Origin of the sequence: Pseudomonas sp. CYM-20-01, from assembly GCF_023169845.1 — a bacterium.
In the GTDB taxonomy this organism is placed as follows: domain Bacteria; phylum Pseudomonadota; class Gammaproteobacteria; order Pseudomonadales; family Pseudomonadaceae; genus Aquipseudomonas; species Aquipseudomonas azotoformans.
Genome location: NZ_AP025169.1, coordinates 1557561 through 1570405, shown reverse-complemented (window position 1 = coordinate 1570405; position 12845 = coordinate 1557561). Strand labels below are relative to the sequence as shown.

13 protein-coding genes are annotated in these 12845 nt (G+C 59.1%); 7 read left to right on the top strand and 6 right to left on the bottom strand.

What is annotated here, in order from left to right:
• Positions 1-164: 164 nt before the first annotated feature.
• Together M2497_RS06885 and M2497_RS06880 are read right to left on the bottom strand one after the other, a co-directional pair.
• Positions 165-1382: an argininosuccinate synthase gene (locus M2497_RS06885; RefSeq protein WP_010212738.1), complete on the bottom strand. Its 1218-nt coding sequence runs from the start codon at positions 1380-1382 to the stop codon at positions 165-167.
• 129 nt (positions 1383-1511) lie between these two features.
• Positions 1512-2420 carry an OmpA family protein gene (locus M2497_RS06880; RefSeq protein ID WP_248486519.1) on the bottom strand — a complete coding sequence of 303 codons (909 nt, stop codon included), beginning with the start codon at positions 2418-2420 and terminating at the stop codon, positions 1512-1514.
• Between the two features lie 156 nt (positions 2421-2576).
• On the opposite strand from M2497_RS06880, the gene pyrC reads away from it, so the two are divergent.
• The gene (gene pyrC, locus M2497_RS06875) at positions 2577-3623 is read left to right on the top strand and encodes a dihydroorotase (protein ID WP_058423778.1); all 1047 of its coding nucleotides are present in this window, start codon (positions 2577-2579) and stop codon (positions 3621-3623) included.
• Entirely contained in the window at positions 3620-4291 is a 672-nt protein-coding gene (gene rnt, locus M2497_RS06870) for a ribonuclease T (protein WP_010564138.1), read from the top strand. The genes pyrC and rnt overlap by 4 nt, the downstream gene beginning before the upstream one ends.
• A gap of 64 nt (positions 4292-4355) precedes the next feature.
• Here the strand turns inward: rnt and M2497_RS06865 are convergent, their stop codons facing one another.
• Positions 4356-4958, bottom strand: coding sequence for a peroxiredoxin (locus tag M2497_RS06865; RefSeq protein ID WP_003172097.1), 603 nt, complete (start codon positions 4956-4958; stop codon positions 4356-4358).
• Between the two features lie 244 nt (positions 4959-5202).
• On the opposite strand from M2497_RS06865, the gene M2497_RS06860 reads away from it, so the two are divergent.
• Complete coding sequence (locus M2497_RS06860) at positions 5203-5421, top strand: bacterioferritin-associated ferredoxin (protein ID WP_010564137.1); 219 nt, start codon at positions 5203-5205, stop codon at positions 5419-5421.
• Between the two features lie 201 nt (positions 5422-5622).
• Positions 5623-6096, top strand: coding sequence for a bacterioferritin (bfr, locus tag M2497_RS06855; RefSeq protein ID WP_248486518.1), 474 nt, complete (start codon positions 5623-5625; stop codon positions 6094-6096).
• Positions 6097-6165: 69 nt separating this feature from the next.
• On the opposite strand, the gene grxD is transcribed toward bfr, so the two are convergent.
• Entirely contained in the window at positions 6166-6504 is a 339-nt protein-coding gene (gene grxD, locus M2497_RS06850) for a Grx4 family monothiol glutaredoxin (RefSeq protein ID WP_016970749.1), read from the bottom strand.
• 77 nt (positions 6505-6581) lie between these two features.
• Complete coding sequence (locus M2497_RS06845) at positions 6582-8690, bottom strand: molybdopterin oxidoreductase family protein (protein ID WP_248486516.1); 2109 nt, start codon at positions 8688-8690, stop codon at positions 6582-6584.
• A gap of 435 nt (positions 8691-9125) precedes the next feature.
• Here M2497_RS06845 and argF point away from each other — a divergent pair, with 435 nt between their 5' ends.
• The gene (gene argF / locus M2497_RS06840; RefSeq protein ID WP_102591706.1) at positions 9126-10046 is read left to right on the top strand and encodes an ornithine carbamoyltransferase; all 921 of its coding nucleotides are present in this window, start codon (positions 9126-9128) and stop codon (positions 10044-10046) included.
• On the top strand, positions 10043-11149 hold the full coding sequence (locus tag M2497_RS06835) for an ATP-binding cassette domain-containing protein (RefSeq protein ID WP_248486514.1): 1107 nt from the start codon (positions 10043-10045) through the stop codon (positions 11147-11149). The genes argF and M2497_RS06835 overlap by 4 nt, the downstream gene beginning before the upstream one ends.
• Positions 11150-11156: 7 nt before the next feature.
• Here M2497_RS06835 and ybaK read toward each other — a convergent pair whose 3' ends face one another.
• Positions 11157-11627 (bottom strand): Cys-tRNA(Pro) deacylase, encoded by a 471-nt coding sequence (gene ybaK / locus M2497_RS06830; RefSeq protein WP_034096128.1) that lies wholly within the window; start codon positions 11625-11627, stop codon positions 11157-11159.
• A gap of 328 nt (positions 11628-11955) precedes the next feature.
• Here ybaK and M2497_RS06825 point away from each other — a divergent pair, with 328 nt between their 5' ends.
• Complete coding sequence (locus M2497_RS06825) at positions 11956-12813, top strand: MIP/aquaporin family protein (protein ID WP_248486512.1); 858 nt, start codon at positions 11956-11958, stop codon at positions 12811-12813.
• The last annotated feature ends 32 nt before the right edge of the window (positions 12814-12845 follow it).

Genomic DNA, 12845 nt, shown 5'->3' with positions numbered 1-12845 from the left:
ACAAACTTTCAACAACAGCACCATCGAAGGCGCATTTGAAAATGCGTCGACTGAAGAACATCAACAAATGTTTAACCATTTATAAACATTGCAACTCCACAAAAAATCCATAGGCAAAAAAAATGGCCCCTGAATAAGGGGCCATTCTTAAAAGCGGCTAAGACTTAGAACAACGAGCGACCTTTGTTGGCCGCAATTCGCATGCGCAGTGCGTTCAACTTGATAAAGCCTGCTGCGTCCGCCTGGTTGTAGGCGCCGCCATCTTCTTCGAAGGTAGCGATGTTGGCGTCGAACAGCGACTCATCGGACTTGCGACCGGTAACGATCACGTTGCCCTTGTACAGCTTCAGGCGCACAACGCCGTTCACGTGCACCTGGGAAGCATCGATCATCTGTTGCAGCATCAGACGCTCAGGGCTCCACCAGTAGCCGGTGTAGATCAGGCTGGCGTACTTGGGCATCAGCTCGTCTTTGAGGTGAGCCACTTCGCGGTCCAGGGTAATGGATTCGATGGCCCGGTGGGCGCGCAGCATGATGGTGCCGCCAGGGGTTTCGTAGCAACCACGGGACTTCATGCCCACGTAGCGGTTCTCGACGATGTCGAGACGGCCGATACCGTGTTCGCCACCGATACGGTTCAAGGTTGCCAGCACAGTGGCCGGGGTCATTTCGACGCCGTCCAGCGCGACAATGTCGCCATTGCGGTAGGTCAGTTCCAAGTATTGCGGCTTGTCTGGAGCGTTCTCCGGGGAGACGGTCCATTTCCACATGTCTTCTTCGTGCTCGGTCCAGGTGTCTTCCAGCACGCCGCCTTCATAGGAGATGTGCAGCAGGTTGGCATCCATCGAGTACGGGGACTTCTTCTTGCCGTGACGCTCGATCGGGATCGCGTGCTTTTCAGCGTAATCCATCAGTTTTTCACGGGACAGCAGGTCCCATTCACGCCAAGGGGCGATCACTTTCACGCCTGGCTTGAGTGCATAGGCACCCAGTTCGAATCGCACCTGGTCGTTGCCCTTGCCGGTAGCACCATGGGAAATGGCGTCGGCGCCGGTTTCGTTGGCGATTTCGATCAGACGCTTGGCGATCAGCGGACGTGCGATGGAGGTACCCAGCAGGTACTCGCCTTCGTAGACGGTGTTGGCGCGAAACATCGGGAAGACGAAATCGCGGACGAACTCTTCGCGCAGGTCGTCAATGTAGATCTCTTTCACGCCCATGGCTTGCGCCTTGGCACGTGCAGGTTCGACCTCTTCGCCCTGACCCAGATCAGCGGTGAAGGTCACCACTTCACAGTTATAAGTATCCTGCAGCCACTTGAGGATCACCGAAGTGTCCAGGCCGCCGGAATACGCGAGAACGACCTTGTTTACGTCGGCCATGCCATCACTCCACGGGGTTGTACGGAAAGGCGTCGATTCTACCGACCAAAACCGTGAATTTACAGGGGCGCGACAGCAAATGAAGATAAAGCGACAGATTATGTCGAACGGGCGACCGATGGTCGCACCTCAGGACGTGTGCGCTGGGTTGCTCGGACCAGCAGCCTGGGGTGCTGGTTTTTCGGGAGCTGCCACGCGCTCAAGCTGGATATTCACACGGCGATTGCGCGCCCGGTTGGCGGCATTGGTGTTGGGCGCCAGGGGGTAGCTTTCGCCATGGAAGCGCAGGGTGATCTGCGATTCCTGGATACCGTTGGCCTTGAAGTAGTCCATCACCGCCAAGCCGCGGCGGCGAGAGACGTCGCGATTGGTCAGGCGGTTGCCGCTGTTGTCCGAATGGCCATTCAACTCGATATGATTGACCGTCGGGTCGGCTTTCATGAACGCAAGAATCACGTCGAGTTTCTTCTTGGCGGCCGCGTCCAACTCGATACCGCCACCAGGGAATCCGACTTCGGTCTGTTTGACCTGATCGTAATTCATCGGCAACAGCTTGGCGGTGCACAGCTGGTAGTCGTTATAAGCTTTGTTGAATTTCACCGGCAACAAGCGGATTTCGGAGTAGCCGCCTTCACGGCCGTAGTGGCGGACCGTCGGGCTACGCCCTTCCAGCAGTCCGGTGAAAAGGCGCCCGGCCTGGGCCTGCGAGCTGTTGAACAACACCTCGCCACTGCCGGCACGCACGGCGCCGAGGTTGATATCGCCTCGGCCTGGCTGCCAAGGGGCAGCGGCGGCCAACAAGGTGGCCGAGCCTGCGCCCAGCGAACCGTTATAGGCTTTCAGACGAAATGTTGCCTGCTCACCCGCCCGGCGCACGAACTCACCCGAGCCGAAGTCTGTGATCGGTTGGGTCAGACGGCACTCGAACTGGTCGCCCTCTACCTTCCACTCAATGTTCTCCAGACGTGTCTGGTACGTGAGGGCCATCGCGGGCAGGCTGGCGAACACACTGAGCAGGGCTAGATAATGCTGGCGCACGGGAGGCTCCACTGGTTTCTACAACACTTCAAAGCGTCATACATCGATAAGGCATACAAAAGGCTATCGGTTGCATCCTGCAAAACTTGATAGCGAGTGCCTGATAGAGTCTTTTCCGGTAGCATTCCCCCCAGATTGACCCGCCTGGAATCCCCAATGTCCGACCGCCTGACCCTGCTGCGTCCCGACGACTGGCATATTCATCTTCGCGATGGTGCTGCGTTACCCCACACCGTGGCCGATGTAGCGCGCACGTTTGGCCGCGCCATCATCATGCCTAACTTGGTACCTCCGGTGCGTAACGCCGAGCAAGCCGATGCCTACCGCCAGCGTATCCTCGCTGCACGGCCGGCCGGCAGCCGCTTCGAACCGCTGATGGTGCTTTACCTCACCGACCGTACCCAGCCCGAAGAAATTCGTGAGGCCAAGGCCAGTGGGTTTGTACACGCCGCCAAGCTGTACCCGGCCGGTGCGACCACCAACTCCGATTCCGGCGTGACCAGTATCGACAAGATCCTGCCGGCCATCGAAGCCATGGCCGACGTCGGCATGCCGCTGCTGATCCACGGTGAAGTCACGCGTGGCGATGTGGACGTGTTCGATCGCGAGAAGATCTTCATCGACGAACACATGCGTCGCGTGGTGGAGCTGTTCCCGACCCTCAAGGTCGTGTTCGAGCACATCACCACTGCCGATGCCGTGCAGTTCGTCACCGAAGCCTCGGCCAACGTTGCTGCGACCATCACCGCGCATCACCTGCTGTACAACCGCAACCACATGCTGGTGGGCGGGATTAGGCCGCACTTCTATTGCTTGCCGATCCTCAAGCGCAACACCCACCAGGTAGCCTTGCTGGATGCGGCGACCAGCGGCAATCCGAAGTTTTTCCTCGGCACCGACTCCGCGCCTCACGCCCAGCACGCCAAAGAAGCCGCGTGCGGTTGTGCCGGCTGCTACACCGCCTATGCCGCCATCGAGCTGTACGCTGAAGCGTTCGAACAGCGCAACGCCCTGGACAAGCTCGAAGGGTTCGCCAGCCTCAATGGCCCGCGTTTCTACGGCCTGCCCGCGAATACCGATCGCATTACCCTGGTTCGTGAAGACTGGACCGCCCCTGCCAGCCTGCCGTTTGGCGAGCTGACTGTCATCCCGCTGCGCGCCGGTGAAACACTGCGCTGGCGCCTGCTGGAGGAAAGCAAGTGAGTGAAGACCATTACGATGACGAACACGAGCACAGCGGTGGCGGATCCCGTCATCCGATGGCCGAGCGGTTCCGCGGCTATCTGCCGGTTGTCATCGACGTAGAAACCGGTGGTTTCAACTGCGCCACCGATGCGCTGCTGGAAATCGCCGCGACGACTATCGGCATGGACGAACAGGGTTTTGTGTTCCCGGAACACACCCACTTCTTCCGCGTCGAGCCGTTCGAAGGCGCCAATATCGAAGCGGCTGCCTTGGAGTTCACCGGGATCAAGCTCGATCACCCATTGCGCATGGCAGTAAGTGAAGAAGCGGCACTGACCGATATCTTCCGTGGCGTGCGCAAGGCATTGAAGGCCAATGGCTGCAAACGCGCGATCCTGGTCGGCCACAACAGCAGCTTTGACCTGGGCTTCCTGAATGCCGCCGTGGCGCGGTTGGACATGAAGCGCAACCCGTTTCACCCGTTCTCCAGCTTTGACACCGCAACCCTCGCCGGGCTGGCGTATGGCCAGACTGTGTTGGCGAAAGCCTGTCAGGCGGCCGGTATCGACTTTGACGGTCGTGAGGCTCACTCGGCCCGCTACGACACCGAGAAGACCGCCGAGCTGTTCTGCGGCATCGTCAACCGCTGGAAGCAGATGGGCGGCTGGGAAGACTTCAACGACTGAAGTGGAATCCCGCGCATAAAAAAACCGGCCTTCTCAGGCCGGTTTTTTTTGCCGCAAACGTGGCTTACAGCTTGCCAGCGTTCTCGGTCAGGTAAGCCGCAACACCTTCCGGCGAAGCGTTCATGCCTTTATCGCCTTTTTTCCAGTTGGCAGGGCAGACTTCGCCGTGCTCTTCGTGGAATTGCAGGGCGTCGACCAGACGGATCAGCTCTTCCATGTTACGACCCAGTGGCAGGTCGTTGATGATCTGGGAGCGAACCACGCCTTTGTCGTCGATCAGGAACGCGCCACGGAAGGCCACGCCGCCTTCGGACTCAACGTCGTAGGCCTTGGCGATGTCGTGCTTCATGTCGGCAGCCATGGTGTATTTGACTTTGCCGATGCCGCCATCATTGATGGCGGTGTTGCGCCAGGCGTTGTGAGTGAAATGGGAGTCGATGGAAACGGCTACCACTTCAACATTACGCGCCTTGAAATCGTCCATGCGGTGGTCCAGAGCGATCAGCTCCGAAGGGCAGACGAAGGTGAAGTCCAGCGGGTAGAAGAACACCAGGCCGTATTTGCCTTTGATGGCTTCAGACAGTTTGAAGCTGTCTACGATTTCGCCATTGCCGAGGACGGCAGGTACGTCGAAATCCGGGGCTTGTTTGCCGACGAGTACGCTCATTGGTTATCTCCTGATGTGAGGGTGACGATTGAAGTAAAAGGACCGGCCCTGAGTCTGCCGTTGATAAGCGACAGCCCCGTGACGCAGTCACGCTTCGTGAAGACCGACCATCATACACTGAAAAAACCGTTCGTCAGTGCGGGCACGGTACCAGCGAATACCCTACGATTCTACTTTGACAATCATTCTCGTTAACATTAAGATCCACCGCACTTAAGCCTTAAACCCGCGACGGTTCTCCCTTATGTATGTGTGCCTCTGTACTGGCGTCACCGACGGACAAATCCGCGAAGCAATCTACGAAGGTTGCTGCAGCTACAAGGAAGTGCGTGAAACCACCGGCGTTGCCAGCCAGTGTGGCAAATGTGCTTGCCTGGCCAAGCAAGTGGTACGGGAAACCCTGACGCAACTGCAGACCGCCCAGGCCGCGCTGCCTTATTCAGCAGAATTTACACACGCCTGATTGGGCGTGTTTTAAAGAACCGGACTTAGTGTCCGGTTTTTTTATGCCCGCAATTCAATTAGTTAGCGTCAAGACGCGGAACACAAACATTCTTATTCCGATTAATTTTCATTTATTATTCAATAACTTAGGTTTGACACTAGAGATTTCGCCGCTCAAACTCCGCCTTATACACAGCTATTACAGGGCAGGACCCCAGTCATGAAAGGCGACATCTCAGTCATCCAGCAACTCAATAAAATCCTTGCCAATGAACTGGTCGCGATCAATCAGTACTTTCTGCATGCACGCATGTATGACGATTGGGGCCTGGAAAAGCTGGGCAAGCGCGAATACAAAGAATCGATCAAAGCCATGAAGGACGCGGACGCGCTGATCAAGCGCATCCTGTTCCTGGAAGGCCTGCCGAACGTGCAGGACCTGGGCAAGCTGAACATCGGCGAGGACACCAAGGAGATGCTTGGCAGTGACCTGGGCTTTGAGCGCAAGAGCCACAGCGACCTCAAGGCCGCTATTGCTCACTGCGAAATCAAGAGCGACTTCGGCAGCCGTGAACTGCTGGAAGACATCCTGGAAGATCAGGAAGAGCACATCGACTGGCTGGAAACCCAACTGGGCCTGATCGACAAGGTCAGCCTGGAAAACTACCTGCAATCGCAGATGGGCGAAGAATAAGCCCGCAGCTCGCAGGAACAAAAAAGCCCCGCTCTCTCTCGAGAGGCGGGGCTTTTTATTGCAGGCGAATCACGCGTCGGTCTTGGCTGCCGCATTTGCCGCTGCTTCTTTGATCAGCGTTTGCAACGAACCATCAGCCGCCATCTCAACGATGATGTCACTGCCGCCGACCAGCTCTCCGGCCACCCACAGTTGTGGGAAGGTCGGCCAGTTGGCGTACTTCGGCAGGTTGGCGCGGATTTCAGGGTTTTGCAGGATATCCACGTAAGCGAACTTCTCGCCGCACGCCATGATGGCCTGGGAAGCCTTCGCGGAGAAACCGCACTGAGGAGCGTTTGGCGCGCCCTTCATGTAAAGCAGAATGGTGTTGTTGGCAATCTGCTCTTTGATCGTTTCGATGATATCCATGGAACACCTCGGCTGGAACTTTGCGACTCACAGGTCGGCACGGTGGCGCATTGTAACGCAAATTTCCAGCGCGGTGCTCAGGCGGCTGCTACCTGCACCGGAACGCCATTGAGTGCGGCATTGCCCGACAGCTCATCCAACTGCCGCTCGTCGGTCAAGTCATTGGCACTCGCCCCCGGCTGTCCGCTGGCAATCGTCATCTGCACGCCGGGGCGGCCATGGCCCCAACCATGCGGCAAGCTGACGACACCGGGCATCATGTCCAGGCTGGCCACGACCTCCACTTCGATCATGCCAATGCGAGAACTCACACGCACGCGCTGACCGTCGTTCAACTGCCGACTGGCCAGGTCATCGGGGTGCATGAGCAATTGATGCCGCGGCTTGCCCTTCACCAGCCGATGGTAATTATGCATCCAGGAATTATTGCTGCGCACGTGGCGGCGGCCGATCAACAGCAGTTCGTCGGCCACCGCCACCGGCTGCGCGGCAAAACGTGCCAGATCGGCAAGAATCACCGCTGGCGCTGCTTGTACCATGCCATTAACGGTTTTCAAGCGCGCGGCGAGATTGGGCTGCAGCGCCCCCAGGTCCACACCATGGGGATGGTCCGCCAGCATGGCCACCGACAACTTGTGGCTGGACGCATCACCGTACACTCCGGCACGCAGGCCGAAGTCGATCATCTGCGCGGGCGGCAGGGTCGGCTTGAGCACCGTGCCTGTTTGCGCGGCAAACGCTTTGGCCAAGCCGACAAAGATTTCCCAGTCATGCAGTGCGCCCGCAGGCTTGGGCAGAATTGCGCGATTGAAGCGGGTGACATTGCGCACCGCAAACATGTTGAAGGTGGTGTCGTAGTGATCATTCTCCAGCGCCGAAGTGGACGGCAGGATCAGGTCGGCATAGCGCGTGGTTTCGTTGATATAGAGGTCGATGCTGACCATGAACTCCAAGCCGTCGAGGGCTTGTTCCAACTGCCGGCCGTTGGGTGTCGACAACACCGGGTTGCCCGCCACCGTCACCAAGGCGCGGATTTGTCCTTCACCTTCGGTGAGCATTTCTTCGGCCAATGCTGACACCGGAAGCTCGCCGCCATACTCCGGGCGCCCGGAAACCCGGCTCTGCCAACGATTGAAATGCCCGCCACCGGTCGATGCCACCAGGTCCACCGCCGGTGTGGTGCACAGCGCACCACCCACGCGGTCCAGGTTGCCGGTCACCAGGTTGATCAGTTGCACCAGCCAATGGCACAGGGTGCCGAACGCCTGGGTCGAGACCCCCATGCGTCCATAACACACCGCTTTATCAGCGGCGGCAAAGTCCCGCGCCAGTTGGCGTATCTGTTCGGCAGGCACCGCACACTGACGGCTCATGGCCTCGGCACTAAACCCGGCGATGGCGCGACGCACATCCTCAAGACCTTCAACCGGCAAATGGCTGTCGCGGGTCAGGTGCTCGGTAAACAAGGTGTTGAGCACCCCGAACAGCAACGCCGCGTCACCGCCCGGGCGCACGAACAGGTGCTGGTCGGCCATCGCCGCCGTCTCGCTGCGCCGTGGGTCGACCACCACCACTTTGCCACCCCGCGCCTGGATCGCCTTGAGGCGCTTCTCCACATCCGGCACGGTCATGATGCTGCCGTTGGACGCCAGTGGGTTGCCGCCCAGGATCAGCATGAAGTCGGTGTGATCAATATCCGGGATTGGCAACAGCAGGCCATGGCCGTACATGAGGTAACTGGTGAGGTGATGCGGCAACTGGTCCACCGAGGTTGCAGAGAACCGATTACGCGTCTTCAACTGGCCCAGGAAGTAATTACTGTGGGTCATCAGCCCGTAGTTGTGCACGCTGGGATTGCCCTGGTACACCGCCACCGCATTCTGCCCGTGCCGCGCCTGAATACCCGCCAGCCGTTCGGCGACAAGGGTAAACGCCTCGTCCCACGCGATCGGCTGCCATTCACTGCCCACCCGCAACATCGGCTGGTGCAGGCGGTCCGGGTCATTCTGGATATCCTGCAGCGCCACGGCCTTGGGGCAGATATGCCCACGGCTGAAACTGTCCTGGGCGTCACCCTTGATCGAGGTGATCGCCAGGCTGCCGTCGTCGGCCTGGGTGGTTTCCAGGGTCAGGCCACAAATGGCTTCACACAGATGGCAGGCACGGTGGTGGAGAGTCTTGGTCATGGCCAGTCTCTTTTATAGGGGCTTTGATCCCACTATGGGCCGGGAGCGGCAGGGGCGCCACCAACGTTCGTCCTGTGAATCGACCAGCATCAGGCCAGGCCATGGGCAAGCGTGAGCAAATGTTTCAAAACCCGGCGTACAGCCTCTGAAACCGACGCAGCCTGGCCTGCGCCCGCCTCCGCACATTGCAAAAGGTCTCGACGCCAGTGTACAAATGGCCCGCTGCTGTCTGGAATTCATCTTCAAAAGCGCTTCGGCGCCCTGCTTGAACACCCTTAAAAACCGTAGCCCTATTGGTAAGACGCGACATTTAATTATAAGATCGCGCCTTCCCCTATTTCGTCGCCCCGTGCGGCTTTCGCCGCAGGTCTCGCCCGTTGTCACAATAAACAAGGCTTTGAGTATCTGCGGTCTGTTGCAAAAAGGTAGTTAATGATGAGCGCAAGGCACTTTCTCTCCCTGATGGATTGCACGCCCGAAGAGCTGGTCAGCGTGATCCGTCGAGGCATTGAGCTTAAAGACCTGCGTAACCGCGGCGTACTGTTCGAGCCTTTGAAAAACCGCGTGCTCGGCATGATCTTCGAGAAGTCGTCGACCCGCACCCGTGTATCGTTCGAAGCCGGCATGATCCAACTGGGTGGCCAGGCAATCTTCCTGTCCTCGCGCGACACCCAGCTGGGTCGTGGCGAGCCGATCGCCGACAGCGCGAAAGTGATGTCGAGCATGCTCGATGCCGTGATGATCCGTACCTTTGCCCATAGCACCGTGACCGAATTTTCCGCCAACTCCCGTGTACCGGTGATCAACGGCCTGTCCGATGACCTGCACCCGTGCCAGTTGCTGGCCGATATGCAAACCTTCCTTGAGCACCGTGGCTCGATCCAGGGCAAGACCGTGGCCTGGATCGGCGACGGCAACAACATGTGCAACAGCTATATAGAAGCGGCCATCCAATTCGACTTCCAATTGCGCGTTGCATGCCCGGAAGGCTACGAGCCTGACGCGCGCTTCCTGGAGCAGGCCGGCGACCGCGTGACCCTGGTACGCGACCCGCATGACGCGGTGATCGGTGCGCACCTGGTAAGCACCGACGTCTGGACCTCCATGGGCCAGGAAGACGAAACCGCCAAGCGCCTGGCCTTGTTCGCCCCGTATCAGGTGACCCGCGCCCTGCTCGACCTGGCCGCGCCTGATGTGTTGTTCATGCACTGCCTGCCGGCCCACCGTGGCGAAGAGATCAGCACCGACCTGCTCGATGACCCACGCTCGGTCGCCTGGGACCAGGCTGAAAACCGCCTGCATGCACAAAAGGCCTTGCTCGAATTCCTCGTCCCACCGTCGTACCACCACGCATGAGCCATCCATTACTGCTGAACCTGCGCAACCTGGCATGCGGCTATCAAGATCAACGGGTGGTACAGAACCTCAACCTGCACCTCAATGCGGGCGACATCGGTTGCCTGCTGGGTTCCTCGGGCTGCGGCAAGACCACCACCCTACGAGCGATTGCCGGGTTCGAGCCGGTGCACGAAGGTGAAATCAGCCTGGCTGGCGAAGTGATCTCCAGTGCCGGGTTCACCTTGGCCCCTGAGAAACGTCGCATCGGCATGGTGTTCCAGGACTACGCGTTGTTTCCTCACCTGAGCGTGGCCGATAACATCGCCTTCGGCATTCGCAAGCACCCGCAAAAAGACCGCGTAGTCGCCGAGTTGCTGGAGCTGGTAAACCTGAAAAACCTGGGCAAGCGCTTCCCCCATGAGCTGTCCGGCGGCCAGCAACAACGCGTCGCCCTCGCCCGTGCCTTGGCGCCAGAACCGGCCTTGCTGTTGCTGGATGAGCCCTTCTCCAACCTGGATGGCGAGTTGCGACGCAAGCTCAGCCACGAGGTGCGTGACATCCTCAAGGCCCGCGGCACCAGCGCAATCCTGGTGACCCATGACCAGGAAGAAGCCTTCGCCGTCAGCGACCAGGTCGGCGTGTTCAAAGAAGGCCGCCTTGAGCAATGGGACACGCCCTACAACCTTTATCACGAGCCGCAGACGCCCTACGTCGCCAGCTTTATCGGCCAGGGCTACTTCATTCGTGGGCAATTGAGTTCGCCGGAATCGGTCAGCACCGAACTGGGTGAGTTGCGCGGCAACCGCGCCTACACCTGGCCTACCGGCGGTGCGGTGGATGTGTTGCTGCGTCCGGATGACATCGTCTACGCGCCGGACAGCGGGTTGAAAGCGCGGATCGTCGGCAAGACCTTCCTCGGTGCATCGACGCTGTACCGCCTGCAGCTGCCGACCGGCGCGCAGCTGGAGTCGATTTTCCCGAGTCATGCCGATCATCAGGTCGGTGCAGATGTGGGCATTCGGGTGGCCGCCGAACACCTGGTGTTGTTCCAGGCGTCCGGCAGCACGGCCGCACACATCCCTCCAGTCGAATCCGGCGTACGACGCTACAGCCCGGTATAAAACCTCGTCATGCCCGGCCAATTTCCGCGAACTTGGCCTGGGTATGCTCAGCCAGCACCGCCGCTGGCAATTCAACCTCCAAGCCCCTCCTCCCCGCACTCACAAAAATCGTCGCAAACGGCTGCGCTGTCACATCAATGAACGTGCGCAAACGCTTCTTCTGCCCCAACGGGCTGATGCCGCCTAACAGGTAACCGGTGGAACGTTGCGCCGCCGCAGGGTCGGCCATTTCGACTTTCTTGACGCCTGCCGCATGCGCCAGGGCTTTCAGATCCAGACTTCCGACGACCGGCACCACCGCCACTAACAATTCGCCTTTCTCGCTGCTGGCCAGCAAGGTCTTGAACACCTGCGCAGGGTCCAGGCCCAATTTTTCCGCGGCCTCCAGCCCATACGAAGCCGCCTTGGGGTCATGTTCGTAACTGTGGATGCGATGTTCGGCGCGAACTTTTTTCAACAAGTCCAATGCGGGCGTCATGGTGTCTCCGAGGCGTGGCAAACAGATGGCCAATTCTAGGCCAAGCCCACGTAAAACGCTCTAGTCCGCCCACTCTTGCCGTACACACGCAATGTGACAAGCGTGATCATTCACCAGACCAATAGTTTGAAAGTGACTGACGGTTCACTTTCGACCTTTGACAGCCGTCATTCTTGTCTATATTTTTTCGTTTCCGAATACTGTAGGAATAGTCCCGCAGCGTTCAAGCAGTAAGCCGCGTCCGGGATGGGGATCCCTGGCACGGTGAAAATCGCGCAACAACCCGTTGAGGTTGTGCGCCAGACAAGAACAACAACTGAGGTTTTCCATGACAACTGCTCTTCAACAGCCTTCACTTTCGAGCCAATGCATGGCCGAATTCCTGGGGACTGCGCTTCTGATCTTCTTCGGTACTGGATGTGTCGCTGCGCTCAAGGTCGCGGGTGCCAGCTTTGGCTTGTGGGAGATCAGTATCATCTGGGGGGTTGGCGTCAGCATGGCGATCTACCTGAGCGCCGGCATTTCCGGAGCCCACCTCAACCCGGCCGTCAGCATCGCGCTGTGCATTTTCGCCGACTTCGACAAGCGCAAACTGCCCTTCTACATTCTCGCCCAGATCGCCGGCGCCTTCTGCTCGGCGGCCTTGGTGTACACGCTCTACAGCAACCTGTTTTTCGATTACGAACAAACCCACCACATGGTGCGCGGCTCCCAGGCCAGCCTGGAACTGGCGTCGGTGTTCTCCACCTACCCCCATGCGCTGCTGAGCACCGCCCAGGCGTTCCTGGTGGAAATGGTCATTACCGCCATCCTGATGGGTGTGATCATGGCCCTCACCGATGACAACAACGGCCTGCCACGCGGCCCGTTGGCCCCCCTGCTGATCGGCCTGCTGATCGCGGTGATCGGCAGCGCAATGGGCCCTTTGACCGGCTTTGCGATGAACCCAGCACGGGATTTCGGGCCCAAGCTGATGACCTTTTTCGCCGGTTGGGGTGAAATGGCTTTCACTGGCGGCCGCGATATTCCTTACTTCCTCGTACCGATTTTCGCGCCGATTGTCGGCGCATGCCTCGGCGCCGCGGCCTATCGCGGGCTGATTGCCCGCCACCTGCCGAGCGCCGCACCTGCTACAGCTGAAGAAACATCTGACACGGCAGTCAACGGCAAGACCCGTATTTCCTGATAGCGCCGGCCTGGACGCACCTGCCCTTCTTG